Here is a 22,335-nt window from a genome sequence, read left to right on the forward strand (position 1 = left end):
CTTCACCTCCAGGCTGTCTATTGCCTGACACAAATAAGATGTAAGGGTGTTACTCCCTTACATCTTGCTGTTTTATTTACTTTTTGAACACTTACTTTTTATTATCTTTTTTTGACTCTTGGTCGTCATTCATCATGTCCCCGGTTGCTTTCTTAAACTCTTTAAGTGAGCTGCCAAAAGCCTTCCCGATTTCAGGAAGTTTTGATGGTCCAAAAATAACTAAAGCAATAATCAAAATCAAAATAAGGCCTGGAACACCAATGTTAGATAGCATGGATATCACTCCCAGTATAACAATTAATCATTTTTCTTAGAATCCTTATCACTGATCATATTTTTAGCTTCAGAAAATTCCTCTTTCGCATCTCCAGTTAAATCACGGGCTGAATTTTTAAATTCTTTTAATGTTTGTCCTGTTGCTTTACCAATCTCAGGAAGTTTCTTCGGACCAAAGACGACAAGAGCAACGAGTAATATAAGTATTAACCCAGGAATCCCTATACTTGAAAGCATGAGCTTCACCGTCCTTCTTTAATAAGTAAAACTTTTCTATGGCATGATGCTATCAAATCAACAGTTTGGATAGCACTGCTATGGTCATTATAAACTAGCGAACTTGCACCTATCATATCATGATCTATGCGAAATGTCTCCAGTTACTGATATTTTCTAAAAAGAGTGTTGGCCTGCTCATACTCACCCTGTGTATTCATATTAAAAAAGTGATCATTTAATCGATCCATCGGTATAGAAGGAAAAATTGATACATATTGGACGTCGATTTGATCCAACAAACAACGCATACTTCGTTTCCCATCACTTAGCAGCTGCTCGATAATAGGAAGAAGATCTCCCTGGTAGATTGCTGACAGTGGCTGAATTCTCCCTTCATGCACCGGAACAATAGCTGTTGTCTGGTTTGATCGTTGCTCCAGGAGATAGCGTAGAACATCCTCTTGAATAAAAGGAGTATCACAAGCTGACAGCAAGACAGCAGGTTCTTTCGTATTTTTCAAAACAGCGTGCAACCCAGCAAGTGGCCCTGCATCTGAATATTCATCATGAATATATTCGATTTTTGATGTGATGGAGGTGAGCGGTTTATTTCGATTGACGACAACATGACCACATACTTGCTCCATTACATTTATAATACACTCCAGGACAGTCTGCTCGCCTAGAGGAAGAACAGCTTTATCTGTCCCCATTCTTGTTGAACCGCCGCCTGCAAGAATCGCACCACAAATTGGTTCGTCAGGATGCATTATGCTCTTACGCGATCATAAATTCTAAAATAATAATCGTAAGGGTTTTTTTTATTTTTAATCCCCTTTGTTTCCTCAACCAGACGCCAATCCGCTTCCTCAAAAACAGGGAAATACGCATCCCCTTCAAAAGCATGATCAATATACGTCATATACATCCGATCTGCATAGGGGAGCATAGATTCAAACAAAACACCCCCGCCAATCACAAACCATTCCTTTTCGGGGTATGTTTGGTTCAGCTTAATAATCTCATCAACAGAGTGAATAATCTCACAGCCCTCTACTTCATACTCCTCATCCGACGTCAATATAATATGTTTTCTCTCAGGAAGAGGCTTCCCAAAAGATTCAAATGTCTTTCTCCCCATAATGATCGTATGTTCCCATGTCGTTTCTTTGAAAAATTTAAAATCATTTGGGATATGCCAGGGTAAGTCGTTATTTTTACCAATTAATTGATTTTTATCCATTGCAAATACAAAGGAAATCATATATCCACTCCTCAAATTATAGGATAGAATCCTATCCTTTAAAATTACACAGCTACAGGGGCTTTTATACCTGGGTGGGGATCATATCCTTGAAGTTGAATATCCTCCATATCAAAGTCAAAAACACTGTTCTTTTCATTAGTAAGGCGAACGTTTGGTAGTGGCAGCAGCTCACGCGTGAGCTGCTTATTAATTTGTTCGATATGATTGCTATAAATATGAGCGTCCCCCAAGGTATGAATGAATTCCCCAACCTCAAGATCGCATTCATGAGCAATTAAGTGAGTCAGCAATGCATAGCTTGCAATATTAAAAGGTACACCTAGGAAGATATCCGCACTTCTTTGATAAAGCTGGCAAGACAAACGACCCTCGGCTACGTAAAATTGGAACATCGTATGACATGGAGGCAGCGCCATATTTGAGGGAACATCTTCAGGATTCCATGCTGTTACCATATGCCGCCTCGAATCGGGATTTTTCTTAATACTTTCAATGACATAAGCCAACTGATCAATCGTATCTCCTCTCGAAGTTTGCCAATCACGCCATTGCTTACCATATACAGCTCCTAGGTTTCCGAAGCGTTCACTGAAATCATCATCTTCTAGAATGCGTTGTTTAAAACCATTCATCTCTTTGTCATACAATGATTTAAACTCAGGATCAACTTGACTGCGTCTTCCGAAATCCGTCATATCTGGCCCTTGATATTCTTCACTTGTTACATAAGATTCAAAAGCCCATTCATTCCAAATATTATTATTATGCTGCAATAAATAGCGAATGTTTGTATCCCCGTTAATAAACCAAAGTAACTCACTGACTATTAGACGAAAGGGAATTTTTTTTGTTGTTAGTAAAGGAAATCCCTCCTGTAAATTAAATCTCATTTGATAGCCGAAGGTGGAATACGTCCCCGTTCCTGTCCGATCTTCTTTCTTCGTGCCATTACGTAAGACATATCTACATAAATTCAAATAACTTGTTTCGCTCTGACTCATTTTCGTTCCCCCTGTAATGGTAAATCTTGTTCTATAAGCTCCACTCATTTGAAAAACGTTTCAAATAATCAACGATAAATTGATGGCGTTTTTCAGCTTCTTTTCTGGCACTAGACGTATGTATCAAGGCAGATATTTTTAAAAGCTTATCGTGAAAATGTTGAATAGATGTGGCTGATTCTGATTGTTCACTATGAATGAGCTGGCCATGAGCTCCCCCGTAAGCAAATGTTCTAGCAATACCAATGGCTCCAATGGCATCAAGTCTGTCAGCATCTTGTACAATCTTCCCCTCCAACGTCTTAGGTACGGCGCCTTTAGAAAAGGAGACATCCTCCATCGCCATTTTAATTTCATTGCTGGACGCTTCATCTATTCCTTGCTCACTAAGAAAACACATGACGTTTTTCTTAGCTTCCTCTGGATTAGCAAATAGCTTGGCATCCCCCATATCGTGCAGCCATCCGGACACTTCACATATAAACGGGTCAGCCCCTTCCTGTTCAGCAATAAACCGCGCCCAGGATGCTACCCTTTTCATATGGTAATAATCATGTCCTGTTGAATCATTGTCAAAATACTCGCGAACGTAACCTTGTATGGCGGCTAGTAACCTATCCATTTTTATAAAACACCTCTAAAACTGGAATAAATCCATTTGTCTGGGGTTTAAATCAGTATAGTTTATATTTAACAACTCTTGAAACTGCTTGGCGTTTTCGGCGGCATCTCCTCCAGAATTGTTATTAAATAAAGCCGTTATTTGAGGTGTTTTCTTTTCAAGAACAAGGATTCTATCTTTCCATTCAGATAATTCCTGCTCGTTATAACGATAAAGAAAACGTACCTTTCTCCAGTCTTTCCGGCCATTTTTATTCCAACCATGTAGATTCCTGCCGTGGAAACGTATTAGTGTTTTAGATGGGTGGGTTGGTTCAGCTATTAAAGGAACCGAGCCCTCTCCAGCCTGTGGTTCATCACAGATCGTATGGATCCACTGGTGATCACGCATAAAAGTTAAGGTCTGCTCTTTGTATGGCGGATCAAACCACGTCCGATTTCTAAACTCCAGTGCAACGGGATAAGGTTCGAGCCACTCTTTAAGCAATCGTAATTTTTTAATGTGCTCTTTACGAACATCAAACCAGGGAGGAAATTGAAAGAGTAAGGCATTCACTTGACCGGCTTCAACCACAGGCTGAATAGATTCTTCGTACCGCTTGACAAGGTCCTTAGCCTCTTGAACTGTTCTTGTTTCACGATCATGACCCGTCAACTGCTGAAATGCTTTAATAACAAAAGAGAAACGGTCAGGTGTCTGGCTCAACCATTTCTGATAATGTTTTATCGGTTGAATCGCGTAAAAAGCTGTATCGACTTCAACGACCGGGAAATGTGAAGCATAGCTTGCCAGCTTATCCTCTGGTTTTGTTTGATCTGAGTACAGGGAAGGGTGGTCTCCCCAACCTGTCAAACCGATTTGAATGCCCAATTGTTTTCCTCCTTTCTCTTTTCTGTTGTCTAGCTGCAAAAGGCAGACTTCACACCATTTCGCTTTTCTATACAAATTGTATCAAAAAATAGCCCCTCTGACGATAAAATGTGTCCGAGGGGGTATGGGTTTAAGATGGTTAAAATAATCCGGTGATTATTCCATCTTCCGTTACATCCATATTTAAGGCAGCCGGCTTTTTGGGCAGCCCGGGCATTGTCATGACATCGCCTGTCAAAGCCACAATAAAACCAGCACCAACAGAAGCACGTAATTCCCGAACAGTAATCGTAAATCCTTCAGGACGCCCTATTAACATAGGGTCATCAGATAACGAATATTGTGTTTTAGCCATACAAATGGGCAGTTTATCATGGCCCTCTCTTTCTAACTGTTGTAACTGTTTCTTAGCTGTAGATGAGAATTCCACACGATCCCCGCCATATACCTTTGTCACAATTTTATAGATTTTCTCCTCAATCGAATCATCAAGATCATAGGTGTAAGATACCGCACCTGTTTTCCTCTCAGAACTCTCGATCACTTTCTGGGCTAGCTCTATTCCGCCTTCACCACCTTGTGAGAAAACATCAACCAAAGCCACTTCTACTCTCTTTTGTTTACACCATTCCGTAAGAGAATTAATTTCCTGCTCTGTATCGGTCGGAAACTTGTTAATCGCAACAACGTAAGGTAAGTTAAACTGCTCAATTGTTTCGATATGCTTTTTTAAATTAGTCATTCCTTGTTTTAATGCTTCAAGGTCTTCTGTCGTGAGCTGATTCTTATTAACTCCCCCATGCATCTTTAAGGCTCTGATCGTAGCAACGATGACAACTGTATCCGGCTCGAAATGTCCGGCCCTTGTCTTGATGTCCAAAAACTTTTCAGCGCCAAGATCCGCTCCAAATCCTGCTTCAGTAACTACATAATCACCTAGTTTGGCAGCGATCTTTGTGGCCATAACACTATTACACCCATGGGCGATATTAGCAAACGGACCACCATGGATAATGGCAGGTGTATTTTCCAATGTCTGTACGAGATTTGGCTTAAACGCATCTTTTAATAGGAGGGTTAGCGCACCTTCGAACCCGAGTTGATGTACCGTAACAGGCTTCTTATCATATGTATAACCGATGACAATCCGTGCTAGTCTCGCTTTTAAGTCCTGAATTTCATTCGCCAAACAAAGAACTGCCATGATTTCGGATGCCACTGTAATAGTAAACCCATCTTCACGCGGAACCCCTTTTGCAGGTCCTCCAAGGCCAACATTCACTTGCCTGAGTGCTCTATCATTAATATCTAGCACCCGCTTCCATTCCACTCTTCTCGGATCGATCTGGAGTTCATTTCCATGATGGATGTGGTTATCAATAAACGCTGATAAGGCGTTGTTAGCCGTTGTGATCGCATGGATATCGCCAGTGAAATGAAGGTTGATTTCCTGCATAGGAACAACTTGTGAATAACCTCCACCTGCTGCGCCACCCTTTATCCCCATTGTAGGACCAAGAGAAGGTTCTCTTAGAGCGATAATGGCATGTTTATTCAAGCGATTCAAAGCTTGACCTAAGCCAACAGTGACGGTTGATTTCCCTTCGCCGGCTGGTGTTGGATTGATAGAAGTCGTTAAAATTACCTTTCCCTCAGGCCTTGATGAGAGTTTATCAAGTAAATTGTCCGAGAGTTTCGCTTTATAATGGCCATACGGTTCAAAATCTTCGGCTGTTAACGATAGTTGTGCTGCAATGTCACCAATAGGTTGCATGTCAGCTTCTAAAGCAATTTCAATGTCGGTCTTCATATTCAATTCCCCTTCCCATTTCTTAACTAATTATAGTATAACTTAAAGCTGGGAATACTGATCGAATCATTCAAAAATAGCAAAAGTTTTAATTTTCTTTCAATTATCTTGTTTTATATTGACTATAAAAAATAGATACGATATATTACTTTATAAGCAAATAAGATAAACGGAATGATAAAGAACATGACACTCCCATAGACCTACATTGGATTTTATTATTCCATCTGGTCTGTGGTTTTTTTGTCTATCTTATTTGTAATTCCCACGTTTTACGTGCAAGATTTTAGGAGGATATGATCTATGGAAAAGGGTACAGTAAAATGGTTTAATGCAGAAAAAGGTTACGGCTTTATTCAAGTTGAGGGTGGAGACGATGTATTCGTTCACTTCTCTGCGATTCAAGAAGAAGGCTTTAAATCTCTTGAGGAAGGCCAAACCGTCACTTTTGAAATTGTCGAAGGCGATCGTGGACCTCAAGCTGCAAATGTTGTAAAGGAATAAACATACACAAAGTGCCAATCTTAAGAAGGTTGGTGCTTTTTTATTGTCCAGCGTACTATATAAAAAGCTGAATGTGGTTATTGGAGACTTGCACTTTAGTTCTTGAATTTGATGCAGACTCGTCGTATAATTTATGGCTGTTGCATTGTACCTGCAATTATATTTATGTAGATGTATTGGAGGAAATAAGGTGAGTAATGAATCTTTATGGATCCTATTTGCCCTTGTTAATTTTAGTTTATTATTAGGAATCTACAGGTTATTTGGGAAGCCTGGTTTATTTGTTTGGATTGGGATGTCCACTGTCATCGCTAACATACAAGTTGTTAAAACAATAGAGTTGTTTGGGCTGACTGCCACACTCGGTAACATTATCTATGGTACCGTTTTTCTCGCTACAGATATTCTCAATGAAAAATACGGGAAACATGTGGCTAAAAAAGCTGTATGGATGGGATTTTCTACGTTAATTATCATGACAATTATGATGCAAGCAGCGATTCACTTTACACCTGGACAGAGTGACATCGCCCAGCCTGCGTTAGAAACGTTGTTCGGGATCGCTCCTCAAATCGCATTAGGAAGTTTAACCGCTTTTATTTGCAGTCAATATGTTGATGTCTGGCTTTACTCCAAAATAAAACGAATCTTTCCAAGTGACCGATCACTCTGGGTCAGAAATAACGGAAGTACGATGATAAGTCAATTGTTAGACAGTGCTATTTTTTGCGGAATCGCTTTTTATGGATTGTATCCTCTAGACGTTTGGTTTGAAATATTTTTAACGACGTACCTTATTAAATTTATTGTAGCCGTGCTTGATACCCCGTTTTTGTATGCGGCTAAAAAAATTGAAGGTAATGAATCTGTTTAGGAGGTCAGAGAGTTGATCGAAGTATATACGGATGCATCTACTATAGGGAACCCAGGGCCAAGCGCTGCCGGCATTTATATTAAACAAAAAAACCAACAGTACGAATATAGTTACTTTCTTGGGGAACATAGCAATCATGAGGCCGAATTCTTAGCTGTGATCCGAGCGCTGGAAATATGTAAACAAACATTCCCTGGTGAAATTCTATCGATACGGTCTGATTCACAGGTCGTCGTAACGACTGTTGATAAGAGTTACACAAACAATCCTGTCTTTGTGCCACTTCTTAATCAAATTCTTACCCTTCATGATTCCTTTTCGTTCGTTTTCTATAAATGGATTCCAGATAAGGCAAATAAAAATGCAGACCGCTTAGCGCGCTCTGCACTCAAAAGATAACTAATCCAGATTCCCAGCTGGATTAGTTTTTTTAATGGAAGAATCCAAACCGCGTTTCTCTAAAGCTCGATAAGCTGATTTCTTTGTTGTAATGGTAGGAGATGATAAATGCTCAAGCACACTGATGTAAAAGCTAGGATCGAAAGTCTGCTGAAACTTCAGTGTCTCTTTTAAGGCAAGCATCACCTTCTATTCGTCAACATTTGTTGAATTCCTTCCAACATAAATGAAGTGTACATCCTCATCAGAAAGCTTGAAGCCTTTTGACCATAAATCTTCTAAATAATAAGCTAATGACTCATTTTGCTTCATGATTCGCTCCTTGTCACTATATTACTCCCCTGCCACATTCAACGACATCTATCGACAAATTTTGATTATCATTAGTATAACAAAAAAAGCCAGGTTCATGTCACCTGACCGAAATGGATTGTTTATATGATGTTTGGTTTTGAAGCACGTTTTTCTTTGTCCGGAGCTTAAGCACATCTAGTACCGATTTCGCTGGTGTTAACCCAAGTTTAGCTAATATCCATACCATCAAACCTGTATAGATAGCGACTACAAGCAGAATGAACAAAATCATCATATGATCGTCTCCTAATTGATAATGATTTTCATTAATAATTAGAGTATAGCAAAGAGTTAACAAGGAATCAATAGGTCAGCTGTAATTTTCAGAACTTCCGTGAAGCGCTCGCTCTTCAGCAGGTATTCTAACAGCCAGAACGAGGAGATGGAGTAAGGGAAAGATTATAGCTGTGATATAAGCATGAAACATAAGGGGGATGATGAATAACTCAAGCAGGACTGTGAGATAGTTTGGGTGTTTCACATACTTATATGGTCCTTTAGAAACGAGTGTATCATTTGGAATGACAATAATACGAGTATTCCAACGCCTTCCCAAACTTACAATGCACCACACTCTGATAACTTGCAGGCAAAGAAAGAGAATTAGCGCAACCGGAAAAATCCATTCAATATGAATAGTTGACACTTGCCACTCATAGATGATTGCTAAAAAGAACAACGTGTGCAGAACAATAAATAAAGGATAGTGACCCGTTTCATATTCTACCCCACCGTTCGCAAGCATCCACTTTTTATTAGAACGAGCTAAGATTAATTCAGCTAATCTTTGCATAACGATCAGACTAAATAACAAACCAAGCATATTAGGACCACTCCAAACTGACAAGCTCTGAAGTAAACCCCGGACCTAAAGAAGCCATAATGGATCGAGTTTTCCGCTTAGGTTTACTCCTCATTGCTTGATCAAGTACAAAATGAACCGTCGGTGATGACATGTTACCGTGATCCCTAAGAATATTCCTTGAGAAAGTTAAAGCTGATTCAGGTACATTTAACACTTCTTCATAGGCCTCAAGTACTTTTTTACCTCCTGGATGGGCAACAAGAAATGGCAGCTCTTCAACGGTCCAGCCATTTGACGACAGAAAATCTTGTATATGACTACTCCAGAAACGGCGCACTAAATTGGGGATGCTCTTATTAAATACTACTTCAAATCCTGTATCAACGACTCTCCACCCCATCACCGATTGACTATGCGGCTTTGTCTTTGTACTTATATGTTCTACTTTAGGGACGGCAGAAGTTCGATGCTTTAATAAAGAAGATGTTTCGCCTGCCATCAAGACAGCGGAGGCCCCATCACCAAATAATGCCGTCCCAACAAAATTGCTGACGCTCGAGTCATCCAGTTGAAACGTTAAGCTGCATAGCTCCACACATACAATAAGAACATTACTTTCAGGTGCACCTTTAAGATATTCGTGTGCCTTAGCTATCCCACTGGTTCCTCCTGCACAACCGAGCCCGAAGATAGGCGTCCGTTTGACCGTATCTTTACAACCCAATTTATCGATAAGATAAGTATCAAGTGTAGGAGTTGCAATTCCTGTGGAAGAAATAAAGATTATGTGATCGATGGATTGAGCCGGTATAGAATTTGAGAGAAATGCGGAATTACCTAAACACTTCCCTATCGCCTGCTCACAGTAATCGACAGCGGACGTTTGATATAAATCATTACGTTCCTTTAGTGAGTGTGTTTGCTCATACCAGGAAAGACAGCTGGAAAATTGCCGTTCTTTAATGTTAGCATGCTCAAAAATTGGCATAAGTCTCTTTTTCTCATGTGCTTTTAAAGGAAATACTTTATCGACCAAATTTTGAATTTCTGTCTGAGTATAACAATTTTCGGCTGTTTGAGTACTCGTAGATAATATGTAAGACATAGTCCCACCTCTTTTTATAATAGGATGCCCATAACAATTTGTAATTATAATAGACTATGATAACCTCTTACTTTTAAAATCCGTAAATGGTCATTCCTCCATCTACAAATAAGGTTTGACCCGTCATGTAGTTACCTGCATCTGAGGCTAAGAACACCGCTGCTCCAGTAATTTCTTTGAGTTTTCCTATCCGATTCAATGGTGTGCGATTTAAAATATCTGCTACATAGTCTTCATCTTTTAACAACTGTTCTGTTAACGCCGTTTCAAAATACCAGGGTCCAATGCCATTCACATTAATTTGATAAGGCCCCCACTCCAATGCCAGATTTTTTGTCATTTGAATGAGAGAACTTTTTGTCATCGCATAAACTACTCCGGTTCGTAATGCGGTATGACCACCTACAGAAGAGATATTGATAATTTTCCCCCTTTTTACTTGCTTCATTGTTTTAGCAGCATATTGAGCTAGGAAAAAGGCGCTCTTCATATTGGTTGAAACGATTGTCTCCCATTCTTCTTCTGTTACATTTTCCGCCAGACTGCGGATATTCATCCCTGCATTGTTTACCCAAATATCAATAGGTCGTCCGGCACGCAGCTTGTCCACCTGCTCTGTGATTAAGTGATATTCCTTTACGTCAGCTTGTACATACCAAGCACGCTGACCGTAAGACTCAATTTCGGTTTTTGTCCTTTCTAGATCTTTCTTATTCCTTGCAATGAGGACGACGTCTGCTCCTGATTGAGCATAAGATAACGCAATAGCCCTCCCTATCCCTTTCGTTGCTCCTGTGACTACGGCTAATTGATTATCTAATCTGAAATTAGGTAAATACATAGCAACCTCCTAAGACTGAATTTTCATTATATTGTAACATTTCTCCAAAATCTTTACATTTGCAACCGTTCCCATTACACTAGATTTTGTAAAGTTTTACAAAAGGGGGATGTAAGATGAAAAAATGGTTACTAGCAATCGGTTTAACTACGGTTCTTGCACTAGCTGGTTGTGGAAGCTCATCAACTGAAGGGGAAAGCAAAGCAAACGGGGAAGAGAAGAGCAGCCAGGAAAAAGGCTCTGATGAGAAAGCAGTAAAAAAAGAAATACTTAACGCACAAATGAACATGGCAAATACGTTCAGACCCAATCACTCTAAAATCGCTGCGTACCAAACGGCTGTAGGTGAAGAAGAGCCAGATATGGAAGCGATTAAAACTGCCGGTGAAGAGGCTAAAACTGCAGCGAAAAAAGCATCTGAACAAGCTACAAACTATGAAATAAAGGCGGACCTTCCTGAAGAAATTACAACAAAGTATGAGGAAGCATTGCCATCTCTGCAATCATACTATAAAGAAGTAGGAAAAGCACTTGAAGCCGACCTCGAAAATGCCGATTTTTCAACTGCTAATGAAAAGTTTAAAGAGTTCCAGTCAATAATGGACACTGTTTATGAAGACGCGGGTCTTCTTACAACAGACCTAATGAAAGAATTCTCTTAATGAATGAAAGCCCAGCTATTTAACCAGCTGGGTTTTTTTAAAGCAATAAAATAGCGGTGTGTCAGGGACCTAAAACTTGTAAATACCTTTATATTTATTTGTTAAATAGGTTACTAGGTAATCAGGATTCAACCCTTCCCCTGTAACATCGTTCAGAATTTCAAGCGGCTTTTTCATCTTGCCAAACTGATGAATGTGTTCCGTAAGCCAACCCTGTATTTGCTTAAAATTTCCTTTTTGAATCACTTCATTAAAATCGAGTTCTTGCTTCATAGTATACTGGAATTGTGCTGCATACATATATCCTAATGCGTAAGATGGAAAGTAACCAAAGTCACCGCCGGACCAGTGAATATCCTGAAGAACTCCCTCAGCATCGTTCGCCGGTGTTACACCAAGATAGTCCTCCATTTTCTCATTCCATAGCTTTGGTAAATCCTTCACTTCTATTTCTCCGCCAATTAAAGCTTTTTCAAGCTCATAACGAACCATAATATGAAGACAATACGTTAGCTCATCCGCTTCAATACGGATCATCGATGGTTTCACTTCATTAACAGCTTTATAAAAATCGTCGAGAGCTAGAGCTTCAAACCGTTCAGGCGCGTGGTTTTGAAACAGCTCATAATGGTTTTCCCAAAAAGGTCTGCTTCTGGAAACAAAATTCTCCCAGAATAATGATTGCGATTCATGAATCCCCATTGACGTGCCTGTAGCTAGAGGCGTAAAAGCTAGTTTGGGATCAATATTCTGTTCATAAAGAGCATGACCACCTTCATGAATCGTCCCAAAAACAGCTGTACGAAAATCCTTTTCATCATATTTCGTTGTTACGCGTACATCGTTTTGGTTTAAACCGATAGCAAAAGGATGAACCGTTTCGTCCAACCGTCCCGCATTGAAATCGTAGCCCATTCGATGTAAAATTTCATAGCTGAATCCTTCTTGCATACCCTTAGGGAAGTGCCCTTCTAACAAAGAGGGATCAGGTTGCACGGGTGCCTGTTTAATTTGCTCTAACAGTTCCGTTAGTGATTTACGGACTTTTGGAAACACTTGTTCGAGTACCTCAACTGTAACACCTGGTTCGTAATTATGAAGCAGGGCATCATATTTATGTTTGTCATAACCCCAGTATTCTGCGAAGCTGCGATTATAAGCAACCAGCTCTTCTAAGTAAGGTTGGAAACTCTTAAAATCATTGTTTTCCTTTGCCTCCGCCCACATCGATTCCGCCTTCGATTGCAGAGTTACATAAGCTTTGTACTCAGAAGTTGGAATTTTAGCTGTTCGCTCGTATGTTTCTTTCGCTTCCTCAACAGCTTTTTGGACAATTCTGTTTGTTGCCTTCCCTTCAAGGTCGTCTAAACAGGTTTTCATTTCATCAGACGTCTGAATTTCATGTACTTTCTGCGAAAGCACCCCTAGCACTTCAGATCTTGTTTCGACTGCTTTTTTTGGCGCCTTTGTTCTCATGTCCCATGCCATTAGGCCGATTGCTTCCTCGTATGATGATTGCTCCTTTAATAAATTCATAAACTTCTGCTCAGTTGATTGGCTCAAATTCGCATCCCCCTATTTTACGTGTTTTCCAAAATACTGGTAGTAATCCGTTTTAATGAAACCATTGAAGAGCTTCCGTTTTTTGGTAGCTTTTTCCCCATAAAGCGATTCAAATTTTTCATGAGAGGTTAATATATACGTACTCCACGATGGATAATCCCTCATAATAACACCTAAGTCACGATACATCTCCTCTACTTCTGGACGCTCCCCCATTCGCTCTCCATAAGGAGGATTTGACACGAGATAGCCATTCTCCTGCCTTGGACGAAAATCCTTCACTTGCATCTGTTTCCACTGAACGAGATCACCTAGCCCTGCTTCAATGGCATTGTTTTCAGCAATTTTGATCATGTCATGGCTGATGTCAGACCCCGTAATCGTTAAAGGTTGATCATACTTGGCAAAATCTTCAGCCTCTTCGAAAGCTTGGTCCCAGTGATTTTGCTCTATAAAACCCCAATTTTCTGAAGCAAATTCACGGTTGAAACCCGGAGCGATATTTTGTCCTATCAAGGCTGCTTCAATGGCAATTGTACCTGAACCGCAAAATGGATCAACAAACGGCTGATCTGGGTGCCAATTGGTAATTTGAATAAGGGCTGCAGCAAGGGTTTCTTTTAATGGGGCCTCCCCTTGTCCCACGCGATAGCCTCTTTTGTGCAAACCGCTCCCTGAAGTATCGAGTGTGAGCAATGCCTCATCTTTATGTATAGCGACTTCGACTCGATAAAAATCATCACCGCTTTCTTTCAAAATAGACGCCACTCCATATTTTTGTTTCAGTCGTTCTACAATCGCCTTCTTCACGATGGATTGACAATCAGGCACACTATAGAGCTTCGATTTTACTGATTTTCCTGTGACAGGAAACTCACCTTCTTCAGTGATAAACGTCTCCCACGGCAATGCTTTTGTTTTTTCAAATAGTTCATCAAAGCTATAGGCTTTAAACTTACCGACTAGTAATTTCACTCGATCAGCAGTCCGCAGCCATAAGTTAGTGCGAGCAATGGCTGACACTGGAGCTGTAAATACGACTCTTCCGTTTTCAACTTGTACATCTTCATAGCCTAGTCCACGGACTTCCCTTGCAACAATCGATTCTAATCCCATAGCAGCTGTAGCAATCAAGGTTACATTTTGTGGCATGATGACCCTCCTATTACCGATAAAAATAAAACACCCTTCCATCAAAGCGATCAGGCTTAAGTAGAAGGGTGTTATAACTTGTTGAATCAATGACCTTTGAATACTCTGTAAGCCATGTTCTGTTCCATTGTACTGCAAACGGCGGTCAACCTCGTACTCCGGTGGTAACCATCTATCTGCCGCATAACGCGACCTCTTATCAGGTTGAATTCCCTTCAAAAAATGCCCCTACCTTAATTTGGGTTGCTCGCTCGCGGGGTTTACCTCGTTCCACCCAGAATATTTCTATTCTGGCTCCGTCACTGTGGCACTTTCAAGGTAGCAATACCCTATCCCACTAAGGGACGTAGGTATCTTCCCTGCCGTTAACTTAAAAAGTTACCCTGACTTATGGTTTCGTCAGGCACGAACACTACAAGCATCTCAGCTTGTGCGAGCATGGACTTTCCTCTGTATCACAGATGCAATACAGCGATTACCCGAGTATTCAAATGTTTCATTTTAGCGTAACTCGCTTAATAGTCACGTTCCATTATCATAGCAAAAAGAACGTGTTATGTCATCAGGTAAATACAGGAACATTTACTCTTCTGCATATTTTTTACCAAATACAGCTTTTTCTAAATTAGAAACTCTTTTTAAAATATCGTAATTCACCTGATGATTATGATTGTTCGTCTGAGTTTGCCTGGACCGCTGGACAGGAGCTGCTTCCCGGGAAGGAGTTTTTCTTAAACGATCATTTTCATGTCCCAGTCTTTCGATCTCTTTATTAAACGCTTCATAATCCTGGATGACTAAATCCAAGAACTCGTCCACTTCTTCTTGATTATACCCTCTCATGGACGTTTTAAAATCTTTTTCTAAAATTGTCTTACCATCTAAATGAAATTTCTCTTCGCTCATTACTCTCACCTCTGTTCAGCACATTAGTTATATTTTTTCAAAAGCTGGCTTAATTGTCAATTTAATCTGTTCCCCATAAACCGATTATTCTTCCCAAAAATCGTGGTGCGACATTCGAATTTCTTCAACGGTTTCATCCAAATCACTAGGTGTTATGTATAAAATATCATAAGTGTGATGCTCCTGAAAGGTTTTAACAAGCTTTAAAAAATATTGTGGAGTTCCCGGAGTATCTTCATCAAATAGCAACAGACAGCCATCCGAATGTTCGATAAGAAATTGATCCTTTGCTCGAAATTGGTAGGGGCCTTCATATTCTTTGTCATAGATGGGTTTATAGAAGTCAGCAAACTCAGTTATTTCTTCATATACAAGCTTAAGCTGATCTGGCCACTTCGTCTGCTGATTTTGAAAGGGAGGAATGACACCAAGCTGGATCGGATAGTCATTCTTAAGATCTAATACCACTTCTGCTGTCCAAAGTTCAACACCCATCTGCCCAGAAATTATAATCCATTCAAGCCCTTCTTCAATGAGAGAGACCAATCGTTTTCTTATCGTTTTTTTAACAAATTCTACTTTAGGATCATCATGCTTAAATATTCCCATCTCCATAGGTTTATATCCCGTTACGACAATTGTTTTCATGTCATCACTCCCCTCTACATTGTATGATATTTGACCACACATTACACCCTTCCTATCTCGACAAGAACAGCCACTAAATGGTTAGTGGCTGTTTATTTATTCATCTTGCCAATTAAATGGCATCGGGAATTGCTGCATTTGATTCATTTGCCCCTGAGGCATTTCCATAGGCATTTGATTCATTTGTTGATCCATCCAATTGTACCCTTGAGGTTCAACTCCTTGCGGCATATAATGGTTTTCAACATTATAATCATTTGTATAAGAAACTGTGTGTGGGAAATAGTGATAGTTATTTAGCAAATGATGGTTTTGAATAGTTAAATGTGATGGGTGTATATGATCCATATTTTCAACAAAATAATTATCCTGAACGCAATGTTGAACAGGGTAAACGATCGGACGATGTCTCATCGGTGGACAATGACGCTGATCGTACATTATAACTCACTCCCTCTTTTTCTTTTCCTTATCAGCCTATGTCACAAATACAAAGATTGTACTAGGCGAACCCCAATATTGATTATTTCCCATCAAAAAAAGACTGCCTAAGACAGTCTTTTCTTGATAGGAGATTGTCGTCAACTTTTTACTTTGTTTCTTCAGGTAAATCATTTGAGGAAAAGGAGAAGGGTAACAGCTCAGCTGTCGTTAACGTCTTCGTTACCCCATGAAGATTAGTTGTATGCACGAGTAGGTCCGGAGCGAAAAATTCACTCATAACCTGGCGGCAGGAACCACATGGGGGGACAGGTCGATCTGTATCAGCAACAACAGCCATTTCTTTAAATTCATAATGACCATCAGTAATAGCTTTAAAAATCGCCACACGCTCCGCACAACAGGTTACAGGATAAGCTGCGTTCTCAATATTGCATCCCGTGTACAATGTTCCATCGTTCGTTAATAAGGCCGCCCCTACTTTAAATTTGGAATAGGGTACATAGGCTCGTTCTCTAATTGTTTTAGCTTCTTGAATTAAATTTCCTTTATCCACTCGGCTTCCCTCCCTCATATTGGGAAGGTTATTATAAAAGAAAGCATCCTTTTTGTAAAGCGATTTCATCCAGGAGATGTACCTCCAATGAAGTACAAAGGAAAAAAAGTGAGGTGTTTTATACATCATTGTTCAAGTCATTTAAGATCATATCAAGTACGTAATGAGAAGATTGGTGCAGTTCTTTAAAACGTTTCTTCTCTACATCTATATAGTAACTGTGCAAAATTAGCATCTCCATATTTTCATGAGTTGATTTAACTTGGTTAGGATGCACAGATACGCCCCGATTCTTAACAAACTCTTCGGCTTCCTCTAACCATTGATAATTCAGGTTGAACATAGGACTTGTTTCTTCCTTTACTTTATAAAAAAAATCAAAATCTTTTTTATTTACAGGGCCTTCCATGGTAAGAAACTGTTCATGGAGATCATCAATCATTTGTTTTATTTTCAATGTCGTCTGCCTAAGTGCCATCTTCTATTCAACACACCTTTTTTTAAAACCATACCATTCTGATGCCATTAGAAGCAAAACCTTAACCTACAGACCTACGTCTAGCTGCACCTGCATACTTCTTCACATATATTTCTTGTTGTTCCTTATTCACTTTCTTAAGCTGTTCGCGCAAAAGAATCACTTCATCTTTTAATTGATCAATTTCCTTACGGTGAGAAACAGACATTGTAAAAACGACCTCATCAGCCTTAAGTGAAATTCGTTTTTCCATCAATGTAAATTTTTCCTTTAAAAGTTGCAGCTGCTCTTCATACATAGCCATTGAAACTGCTGGTTGCTGTTTATGCATAATTAGTTCCTCCTCATCTTGATCTGCTACGTTTACATTTCTTCTTCCTTTGCATAAGTCCTTCATACATGACAAGACTAGAAGTAATGCTACAAAACAACCTATCTTATGTGATCCATTCGACAATGAAGAAAGGGGGAGCTACCCCATGCCAAAGAAAAAGAAACCAAAAGAGAAAAAGCCTACACCCGCTAAAACTGATAATCCAAAATTATCAGGTGAAGATCGTCCCTCCACTTGAATAAACATAGGAAGGATACATTCATAGAATGTATCCTTCCTCCTCCCCATAAAACTCTTCTCCCTTTCGAATTTATATTTGGTGCAGGAACAGGCGTGTAAGAATTTCGGATTATTTGTTGTTATTTGCGGGAAAACGTATAATTAAGTGAAACTTTATCACCTCGCTAAACGTTTAATAGTATATGGAATGGTTAGATGAATTTCTGTTACACTTGGTGGTCTTTTTTTGGTATGATACCCTCATGGCATTAGGGAGGGAAGTATTGTGAATTACCCCAATGGGAGGAAAAACGGTACCCAGAAGTTAAGAAGCCAAAATAAGGCAGAAACAACCTTTAGTAATAGAGGAATGACATTAGAAGAAGATATTGAATTATCCAATGACTATTATCGAAATGCCAACATTGCCATTGTTCATAAGAAGCCAACACCTGTCCAAATTGTAAATGTGGACTATCCAAAAAGAAGTGCTGCAGTAATAAAAGAAGCTTATTTTAAACAAGCTTCTACGACAGATTTTAATGGAGTTTATCGAGGGCGTTACATTGATTTTGAAGCGAAGGAAACCAAAAATAAAACTTCCTTCCCTCTCAGTAACATCCATCAGCACCAAATTGATCATATGTATGCTTGTCAACAACATGGTGGGATATGTTTTATTATTGTCAAATTTGCCGTTTTTGATGAAGTATATCTACTACCTGCATCCAAACTTTTTTTGTTTTGGAACGATCAATTTAAAGGCGGGCGCAAATCTATTCCTTATGACTATATGAAAGCTGAAGCTGAACTACTTCCCTTTCATTATCAAGCAAGAATTGATTATGCAACTGCTTTAGATAAGCTCTATTTTTGAAATGGAGGAAGAGCAACATGGCCAACGAAAGCCAATCAAGAACAGCTAGACGTAAACAAATGAAATCAGGTAAAAAAGGAAAGCGAAAACCAACTTTCAAACGAATCGTCATGATTCTTTTAACCATTGGTATCGTCCTTATGATCGCAGTCGGTGGTTTATTTACTTACTATATTGTGACCGCCCCAGACTTAAATGAAGCGCAATTATCTGATCCTGTATCATCAAAGCTTTATGATCAAAACGGCGATTTCATAACAGATTTAGCCGGTGAACAAAGACGGACGAAGATTAGTTATAATGACCTCCCTCCCGTACTTATTGATGCGGTATTAGCTACTGAAGATGTTCGTTTTTTTGAGCATATTGGAATTGATTTTAGACGAATTGGTGCAGCAGTTCTTGCTAATATCAAACAAGGTTTTGGTGCCGAAGGAGCAAGTACCATTACCCAACAAGTTGTTAAACGATCCTTTTTATCCAGTGATAAGACATTAAAGCGAAAAGTTCAAGAACAGTATTTAGCTATTAAATTAGATCAAGAATATTCCAAGGAAAAAATCTTAGAAATGTATTTGAATAAAATTTATTATGGTGAAGGAGCATATGGAGTTGCAGAAGCTGCTCAAACCTATTTTGGCAAAAACGAATTAAGTGAACTCACACTTCCAGAAGCAGCCATGCTAGCAGGCTTGCCGCAGCGTCCGTCCGGTTACAATCCCCATGAGAATCCGGAGCTTGCCCAGCAGCGGATGAATGTCGTCCTCAGCTTAATGGTACAGCATGGCAAGATCACTAAAGAAGAGGCTGAGGAAGCTAGAGATACGAATGTTGAAGATTTACTTGCAGAACAAAAAGAGAAAGACTCTCCCTATAAAGCTTTTGTCGACCACGTTCGTGAAGAAGTAGAAGCTAAAATGGACGGAGCCGATATTTATAAGGACGGTTTAAAAATCTACACGACTCTTGACCCTAAAGCACAACAATATGTCGAGCAAATGCTTAGTGAAGACAGCCCGATTGCTTGGCCAGATGAGCAACTTCAATCAGGTGTTGCCGTCACTGAGACCCAAACAGGGGCCATTCGAGCTATCGGAGGCGGACGGAATTATAAAGAAGGCAATTATAACTATGCTACCGATACCCAAAGGCAGCCAGGTTCAACTCTAAAACCGATCACAGCTTATGGTCCAGCTATTCAATACAATAAAATGTCCACCTATCATCAAATTAATGACGAACCAATCGACATAGACGGATATTCGCCAAACAACTTTGATGACAGATTTCGTGGCTGGGTGAGCACGCGTTATGCATTAAGCCGATCCTTAAATATTCCTGCTGTTAAAACGTTGAATGATACAGGGATTGAAAAGGCCCAGGAGTTTGCAACAGGCTTGGGTATTGATTTTAAAAATGACCAGATGTATTTAAGTGATGCCATTGGTGGCGGTAATGCACTTGTCAATCCTCTCCAGCTAAGCGGTGCTTACGCAGCGTTTGGTAATGAAGGAGTCTATAATGAACCGTACACTGTTCGAAAAGTTGAAGTTCCTGGGGAAGGAACCATTGACATGAAGCCAGAACCTAAATCAGCCATGAACAGTTATACGGCTTATATGATTACGTCGATGCTGCAGACTGTCATGTCTGAAGGTACGGGTACATCAGCAAATATTCCTGGTCTTCCAGAAGCCGGTAAGACAGGTACTACAAACCGTGAAGCAGATGGGACTGATATTGTACCCGATTCTTGGTTTAGCGGATACACAACAAACTACTCCATATCAATATGGACTGGGTATTCCAAAGGGAACCAAGGTTTATCAGAATCAGCACAAGATATTCCTAAACAGTTGTTTAAGTCAATCATGGGCCATGTATCAGAAGGCAAAGAAACAAGCGACTTTCAAAAACCCGGCTCTGTGGAACAGGTAGAGGTCGAAAAAGGATCACGCCCAGCTAAATTACCGAGTCCATATACACCGGAAAGCCGAATCGTAACTGAATTGTTCCATGTAGATAATACACCATCCCAAGTGTCTCAAGTATTCCAGAAGCTAGATCCAGTTCAAGATCTATCAGCTTCCTACGATCAAGAGGCGCAAGCCATTAATCTTGAATGGGGATATGACGAACCAGAAGGTGTTTCCTATGAGGTGACCGTCGCTATTGATGGCGGTGAAGCAAGGCAGCTTACAAGAACGAAAGATACAACCGTTGAAATTACTAATGCTCAGCCAGGATCATCCTACGAATTTACAGTAACAGCGGTAAGTGATAATGAGGATGCAGAGGATAGTGATTCTTCATCTGCCAGTGTAGAAGTGCCAGCAGAAGAATCCGAGGAAAATCCTGATGAGGAGAACCCTCAAGAAAACAACCCTGAAGATGAGCAAAATAATGAAAATAGCAACAACGGGAACCAGGATGAAAACAATAATGGGAATAATGGAAATGAAGGCTCCGACAACACTGAAGGAGGAGCCGGTGATGGTGCCGGTGAAAATGGTGACGGCGGAGCAGGTAGTAACAACGGGGACGGTGCTACCCCGCCTTCAGAAGGTGGAGGTGGCTCTGGCGACGGAGGTGGCTCTGGTGACGGAAGCGGCTCTGGTGACGGAGGCGGCTCTGGTGACGGAGGCAGCTCTGGTGACGGAGGCAGCTCTGGTGACGGAGGCAGCTCTGGTGACGGAGGCAGCTCTGGTGACGGAAGTGGCTCTGGTGACGGAAGTGGCTCTGGTGACGGAGGCGGCTCTGATGGTGCCGAGCCACCTAATCCTGAGAATGAACAGCCAGATCAACCACAGGAAAATGCAGCCTAAACCCCACAATAAAGCACACTGTCTAGGACAGTGTGCTTTATTTATTAGAAGATAAACATCTGGTTTATTTTCTCTCTTTTTTTCTCATCCGCTTCTGCCCTTCTCTGCACAAATGAAGCAATTGACATTCCTCGCAGTTCGGACGCTGTGCTTTACAGTGATAACGTCCAAAAAAAATCATACGATGATGTGTATCACTCCATTCTTCTTTAGGGAGTTGACGCATCAGCGTTTTTTCAACTTCAAGCACGGAGTCTTTATAGCGACATATAGCTAATCGTTTAGAGACACGCTCAACATGAGTGTCTACGGCGATTGCTGGCTCGTCAAAGGCCACGGAGGCCACGACATTCGCCGTTTTCCTTCCAACTCCCGCTAAGCTTTCAAGCTCTTGCTTCGTTGAAGGAACTTTCCCATTAAATTTATCAATTAACGTATGGGAGAGCTTTTGGATGTTTTTTGCTTTGTTTCTATATAACCCAATCGATTTAATATCATGTTGTAGTTCCTCAAGCGGCACAGCAAGATAATCTTCCGGGCTCTTATATTTTTTAAATAATTGAGGGGTCACTTTATTTACTAATGCATCAGTAGCTTGTGCCGATAGGACAACCGCAACTAGAAGTTCAAATGGATTCTTATGAGTGAGCTCACATTCTGCATCAGGAAACATATCCTCAAATACGTCTAAACATTCTCTGATTTGTTTTTTATTTAGCATAATAAC

The 22,335-nt window shown here is 40.2% G+C and carries 30 protein-coding genes and 1 other RNA gene; 6 read left to right on the top strand and 25 right to left on the bottom strand.

What is annotated here, in order from left to right:
* Positions 1-91: 91 nt before the first annotated feature.
* The 8 genes from tatA (MUO14_RS00485) to MUO14_RS00520 all read right to left on the bottom strand — a co-directional run bounded on the left by tatA (MUO14_RS00485) (position 92) and on the right by MUO14_RS00520 (position 6,065).
* Positions 92-274, bottom strand: a complete 183-nt coding sequence (gene tatA / locus MUO14_RS00485; protein WP_244753124.1) for a twin-arginine translocase TatA/TatE family subunit — start codon at positions 272-274, stop codon at positions 92-94.
* Between the two features lie 23 nt (positions 275-297).
* Positions 298-513, bottom strand: a complete 216-nt coding sequence (gene tatA / locus MUO14_RS00490) for a twin-arginine translocase TatA/TatE family subunit (RefSeq protein WP_244753125.1) — start codon at positions 511-513, stop codon at positions 298-300.
* A 143-nt stretch (positions 514-656) separates the two neighbouring features.
* Positions 657-1,265, bottom strand: a complete 609-nt coding sequence (gene mobA / locus MUO14_RS00495; RefSeq protein WP_244753126.1) for a molybdenum cofactor guanylyltransferase — start codon at positions 1,263-1,265, stop codon at positions 657-659.
* Positions 1,265-1,759, bottom strand: coding sequence for a dihydrofolate reductase (locus tag MUO14_RS00500; protein ID WP_244753127.1), 495 nt, complete (start codon positions 1,757-1,759; stop codon positions 1,265-1,267). Before MUO14_RS00500 ends, mobA begins: the two co-directional genes overlap by 1 nt.
* Positions 1,760-1,803: 44 nt before the next feature.
* Complete coding sequence (locus MUO14_RS00505) at positions 1,804-2,763, bottom strand: thymidylate synthase (protein WP_244753128.1); 960 nt, start codon at positions 2,761-2,763, stop codon at positions 1,804-1,806.
* A 31-nt stretch (positions 2,764-2,794) separates the two neighbouring features.
* Entirely contained in the window at positions 2,795-3,385 is a 591-nt protein-coding gene (locus MUO14_RS00510) for an HD domain-containing protein (protein ID WP_244753130.1), read from the bottom strand.
* A 15-nt stretch (positions 3,386-3,400) separates the two neighbouring features.
* Complete coding sequence (locus MUO14_RS00515; protein ID WP_244753131.1) at positions 3,401-4,255, bottom strand: DUF72 domain-containing protein; 855 nt, start codon at positions 4,253-4,255, stop codon at positions 3,401-3,403.
* A 139-nt stretch (positions 4,256-4,394) separates the two neighbouring features.
* Positions 4,395-6,065 (bottom strand): formate--tetrahydrofolate ligase, encoded by a 1,671-nt coding sequence (locus tag MUO14_RS00520; RefSeq protein WP_244753132.1) that lies wholly within the window; start codon positions 6,063-6,065, stop codon positions 4,395-4,397.
* 303 nt (positions 6,066-6,368) lie between these two features.
* Between MUO14_RS00520 and MUO14_RS00525 the strand changes: the two genes are divergently transcribed.
* The 3 genes from MUO14_RS00525 to MUO14_RS00535 all read left to right on the top strand — a co-directional run bounded on the left by MUO14_RS00525 (position 6,369) and on the right by MUO14_RS00535 (position 7,842).
* Positions 6,369-6,569, top strand: coding sequence for a cold-shock protein (locus tag MUO14_RS00525; protein WP_244753134.1), 201 nt, complete (start codon positions 6,369-6,371; stop codon positions 6,567-6,569).
* Positions 6,570-6,759: 190 nt separating this feature from the next.
* Positions 6,760-7,443 carry a queuosine precursor transporter gene (locus MUO14_RS00530; protein WP_244753135.1) on the top strand — a complete coding sequence of 228 codons (684 nt, stop codon included), beginning with the start codon at positions 6,760-6,762 and terminating at the stop codon, positions 7,441-7,443.
* A gap of 12 nt (positions 7,444-7,455) precedes the next feature.
* Positions 7,456-7,842, top strand: a complete 387-nt coding sequence (locus tag MUO14_RS00535) for a ribonuclease HI family protein (protein WP_244753136.1) — start codon at positions 7,456-7,458, stop codon at positions 7,840-7,842.
* On the opposite strand, the gene MUO14_RS00540 is transcribed toward MUO14_RS00535, so the two are convergent.
* From MUO14_RS00540 to MUO14_RS00565, 6 genes are all read right to left on the bottom strand, one after another.
* The gene (locus tag MUO14_RS00540; protein WP_244753137.1) at positions 7,843-8,025 is read right to left on the bottom strand and encodes a DUF6123 family protein; all 183 of its coding nucleotides are present in this window, start codon (positions 8,023-8,025) and stop codon (positions 7,843-7,845) included.
* A 6-nt stretch (positions 8,026-8,031) separates the two neighbouring features.
* Positions 8,032-8,154, bottom strand: coding sequence for a DUF6123 family protein (locus MUO14_RS00545; RefSeq protein ID WP_244753139.1), 123 nt, complete (start codon positions 8,152-8,154; stop codon positions 8,032-8,034).
* A 100-nt stretch (positions 8,155-8,254) separates the two neighbouring features.
* On the bottom strand, positions 8,255-8,431 hold the full coding sequence (locus tag MUO14_RS00550) for a hypothetical protein (protein ID WP_244753140.1): 177 nt from the start codon (positions 8,429-8,431) through the stop codon (positions 8,255-8,257).
* Between the two features lie 75 nt (positions 8,432-8,506).
* On the bottom strand, positions 8,507-9,019 hold the full coding sequence (locus tag MUO14_RS00555; protein ID WP_244753141.1) for an isoprenylcysteine carboxyl methyltransferase family protein: 513 nt from the start codon (positions 9,017-9,019) through the stop codon (positions 8,507-8,509).
* A gap of 1 nt (position 9,020) precedes the next feature.
* Positions 9,021-10,106: a type III polyketide synthase gene (locus tag MUO14_RS00560; RefSeq protein WP_244753142.1), complete on the bottom strand. Its 1,086-nt coding sequence runs from the start codon at positions 10,104-10,106 to the stop codon at positions 9,021-9,023.
* 73 nt (positions 10,107-10,179) lie between these two features.
* Complete coding sequence (locus MUO14_RS00565; RefSeq protein ID WP_244753144.1) at positions 10,180-10,947, bottom strand: SDR family NAD(P)-dependent oxidoreductase; 768 nt, start codon at positions 10,945-10,947, stop codon at positions 10,180-10,182.
* A 116-nt stretch (positions 10,948-11,063) separates the two neighbouring features.
* On the opposite strand from MUO14_RS00565, the gene MUO14_RS00570 reads away from it, so the two are divergent.
* Positions 11,064-11,609, top strand: a complete 546-nt coding sequence (locus tag MUO14_RS00570; protein ID WP_244753145.1) for a hypothetical protein — start codon at positions 11,064-11,066, stop codon at positions 11,607-11,609.
* Positions 11,610-11,678: 69 nt separating this feature from the next.
* Here MUO14_RS00570 and MUO14_RS00575 read toward each other — a convergent pair whose 3' ends face one another.
* The 10 genes from MUO14_RS00575 to MUO14_RS00620 form a co-directional block, all read right to left on the bottom strand.
* On the bottom strand, positions 11,679-13,145 hold the full coding sequence (locus MUO14_RS00575) for a carboxypeptidase M32 (RefSeq protein ID WP_304654225.1): 1,467 nt from the start codon (positions 13,143-13,145) through the stop codon (positions 11,679-11,681).
* 39 nt (positions 13,146-13,184) lie between these two features.
* A complete protein-coding gene (locus tag MUO14_RS00580) occupies positions 13,185-14,324 on the bottom strand; it encodes a THUMP domain-containing class I SAM-dependent RNA methyltransferase (RefSeq protein ID WP_244753147.1) in 1,140 nt (379 codons plus the stop codon).
* A 103-nt stretch (positions 14,325-14,427) separates the two neighbouring features.
* Positions 14,428-14,811, bottom strand: an RNA gene (gene rnpB / locus MUO14_RS00585) — RNase P RNA component class B.
* A gap of 95 nt (positions 14,812-14,906) precedes the next feature.
* Positions 14,907-15,230 (bottom strand): cell division regulator GpsB, encoded by a 324-nt coding sequence (gene gpsB / locus MUO14_RS00590; RefSeq protein ID WP_244753149.1) that lies wholly within the window; start codon positions 15,228-15,230, stop codon positions 14,907-14,909.
* 84 nt (positions 15,231-15,314) lie between these two features.
* Positions 15,315-15,878 carry an SLOG family protein gene (locus MUO14_RS00595; RefSeq protein ID WP_244753150.1) on the bottom strand — a complete coding sequence of 188 codons (564 nt, stop codon included), beginning with the start codon at positions 15,876-15,878 and terminating at the stop codon, positions 15,315-15,317.
* 96 nt (positions 15,879-15,974) lie between these two features.
* Positions 15,975-16,319, bottom strand: a complete 345-nt coding sequence (locus MUO14_RS00600) for a CotD family spore coat protein (RefSeq protein ID WP_244753151.1) — start codon at positions 16,317-16,319, stop codon at positions 15,975-15,977.
* Positions 16,320-16,467: 148 nt separating this feature from the next.
* Positions 16,468-16,875 (bottom strand): cytidine deaminase, encoded by a 408-nt coding sequence (locus tag MUO14_RS00605; RefSeq protein ID WP_244753152.1) that lies wholly within the window; start codon positions 16,873-16,875, stop codon positions 16,468-16,470.
* A 118-nt stretch (positions 16,876-16,993) separates the two neighbouring features.
* Positions 16,994-17,353: a YppE family protein gene (locus MUO14_RS00610; protein WP_244753153.1), complete on the bottom strand. Its 360-nt coding sequence runs from the start codon at positions 17,351-17,353 to the stop codon at positions 16,994-16,996.
* A gap of 61 nt (positions 17,354-17,414) precedes the next feature.
* Positions 17,415-17,684: a hypothetical protein gene (locus tag MUO14_RS00615; protein ID WP_244753154.1), complete on the bottom strand. Its 270-nt coding sequence runs from the start codon at positions 17,682-17,684 to the stop codon at positions 17,415-17,417.
* Between the two features lie 141 nt (positions 17,685-17,825).
* The gene (locus MUO14_RS00620; protein ID WP_244753156.1) at positions 17,826-17,975 is read right to left on the bottom strand and encodes a hypothetical protein; all 150 of its coding nucleotides are present in this window, start codon (positions 17,973-17,975) and stop codon (positions 17,826-17,828) included.
* A 217-nt stretch (positions 17,976-18,192) separates the two neighbouring features.
* Here MUO14_RS00620 and recU point away from each other — a divergent pair, with 217 nt between their 5' ends.
* Together recU and MUO14_RS00630 are read left to right on the top strand one after the other, a co-directional pair.
* Positions 18,193-18,783 carry a Holliday junction resolvase RecU gene (gene recU / locus MUO14_RS00625; RefSeq protein ID WP_244753157.1) on the top strand — a complete coding sequence of 197 codons (591 nt, stop codon included), beginning with the start codon at positions 18,193-18,195 and terminating at the stop codon, positions 18,781-18,783.
* Positions 18,784-18,800: 17 nt separating this feature from the next.
* The gene (locus MUO14_RS00630) at positions 18,801-21,608 is read left to right on the top strand and encodes a penicillin-binding protein 1A (RefSeq protein ID WP_244753159.1); all 2,808 of its coding nucleotides are present in this window, start codon (positions 18,801-18,803) and stop codon (positions 21,606-21,608) included.
* Positions 21,609-21,672: 64 nt separating this feature from the next.
* Here MUO14_RS00630 and nth read toward each other — a convergent pair whose 3' ends face one another.
* Positions 21,673-22,329, bottom strand: a complete 657-nt coding sequence (gene nth / locus MUO14_RS00635; RefSeq protein WP_244753160.1) for an endonuclease III — start codon at positions 22,327-22,329, stop codon at positions 21,673-21,675.
* Positions 22,330-22,335: the final 6 nt, after the last annotated feature.

Origin of the sequence: Halobacillus shinanisalinarum (assembly GCF_022919835.1) — a bacterium.
Taxonomy (GTDB): Bacteria; Bacillota; Bacilli; order Bacillales; family Halobacillaceae; genus Halobacillus_A; species Halobacillus_A shinanisalinarum.

What these genes read in the sequence shown, in the direction of transcription:
- mobA (WP_244753126.1), bottom strand. Translation starts at nt 1,265, where the DNA reads ATGCATCCTGACGAACCAATTTGTGGTGCGATTCTTGCAGGCGGCGGT.
- MUO14_RS00540 (WP_244753137.1), bottom strand. Translation starts at nt 8,025, where the DNA reads ATGCTTGCCTTAAAAGAGACACTGAAGTTTCAGCAGACTTTCGATCCT.
- MUO14_RS00580 (WP_244753147.1), bottom strand. Translation starts at nt 14,324, where the DNA reads ATGCCACAAAATGTAACCTTGATTGCTACAGCTGCTATGGGATTAGAA.
- MUO14_RS00505 (WP_244753128.1), bottom strand. Translation starts at nt 2,763, where the DNA reads ATGAGTCAGAGCGAAACAAGTTATTTGAATTTATGTAGATATGTCTTA.
- MUO14_RS00510 (WP_244753130.1), bottom strand. Translation starts at nt 3,385, where the DNA reads ATGGATAGGTTACTAGCCGCCATACAAGGTTACGTTCGCGAGTATTTT.
- MUO14_RS00555 (WP_244753141.1), bottom strand. Translation starts at nt 9,019, where the DNA reads ATGCTTGGTTTGTTATTTAGTCTGATCGTTATGCAAAGATTAGCTGAA.
- MUO14_RS00620 (WP_244753156.1), bottom strand. Translation starts at nt 17,975, where the DNA reads ATGGGGAGGAGGAAGGATACATTCTATGAATGTATCCTTCCTATGTTT.
- tatA (WP_244753124.1), bottom strand. Translation starts at nt 274, where the DNA reads ATGCTATCTAACATTGGTGTTCCAGGCCTTATTTTGATTTTGATTATT.
- MUO14_RS00595 (WP_244753150.1), bottom strand. Translation starts at nt 15,878, where the DNA reads ATGAAAACAATTGTCGTAACGGGATATAAACCTATGGAGATGGGAATA.
- MUO14_RS00615 (WP_244753154.1), bottom strand. Translation starts at nt 17,684, where the DNA reads ATGCATAAACAGCAACCAGCAGTTTCAATGGCTATGTATGAAGAGCAG.
- tatA (WP_244753125.1), bottom strand. Translation starts at nt 513, where the DNA reads ATGCTTTCAAGTATAGGGATTCCTGGGTTAATACTTATATTACTCGTT.
- MUO14_RS00565 (WP_244753144.1), bottom strand. Translation starts at nt 10,947, where the DNA reads ATGTATTTACCTAATTTCAGATTAGATAATCAATTAGCCGTAGTCACA.
- gpsB (WP_244753149.1), bottom strand. Translation starts at nt 15,230, where the DNA reads ATGAGCGAAGAGAAATTTCATTTAGATGGTAAGACAATTTTAGAAAAA.
- MUO14_RS00600 (WP_244753151.1), bottom strand. Translation starts at nt 16,319, where the DNA reads ATGTACGATCAGCGTCATTGTCCACCGATGAGACATCGTCCGATCGTT.
- MUO14_RS00520 (WP_244753132.1), bottom strand. Translation starts at nt 6,065, where the DNA reads ATGAAGACCGACATTGAAATTGCTTTAGAAGCTGACATGCAACCTATT.
- MUO14_RS00570 (WP_244753145.1), top strand. Translation starts at nt 11,064, where the DNA reads ATGAAAAAATGGTTACTAGCAATCGGTTTAACTACGGTTCTTGCACTA.
- MUO14_RS00560 (WP_244753142.1), bottom strand. Translation starts at nt 10,106, where the DNA reads ATGTCTTACATATTATCTACGAGTACTCAAACAGCCGAAAATTGTTAT.
- MUO14_RS00610 (WP_244753153.1), bottom strand. Translation starts at nt 17,353, where the DNA reads ATGGCACTTAGGCAGACGACATTGAAAATAAAACAAATGATTGATGAT.
- MUO14_RS00630 (WP_244753159.1), top strand. Translation starts at nt 18,801, where the DNA reads ATGGCCAACGAAAGCCAATCAAGAACAGCTAGACGTAAACAAATGAAA.
- MUO14_RS00525 (WP_244753134.1), top strand. Translation starts at nt 6,369, where the DNA reads ATGGAAAAGGGTACAGTAAAATGGTTTAATGCAGAAAAAGGTTACGGC.
- MUO14_RS00575 (WP_304654225.1), bottom strand. Translation starts at nt 13,145, where the DNA reads ATGAATTTATTAAAGGAGCAATCATCATACGAGGAAGCAATCGGCCTA.
- nth (WP_244753160.1), bottom strand. Translation starts at nt 22,329, where the DNA reads ATGCTAAATAAAAAACAAATCAGAGAATGTTTAGACGTATTTGAGGAT.
- MUO14_RS00545 (WP_244753139.1), bottom strand. Translation starts at nt 8,154, where the DNA reads ATGAAGCAAAATGAGTCATTAGCTTATTATTTAGAAGATTTATGGTCA.
- MUO14_RS00550 (WP_244753140.1), bottom strand. Translation starts at nt 8,431, where the DNA reads ATGATGATTTTGTTCATTCTGCTTGTAGTCGCTATCTATACAGGTTTG.
- MUO14_RS00500 (WP_244753127.1), bottom strand. Translation starts at nt 1,759, where the DNA reads ATGATTTCCTTTGTATTTGCAATGGATAAAAATCAATTAATTGGTAAA.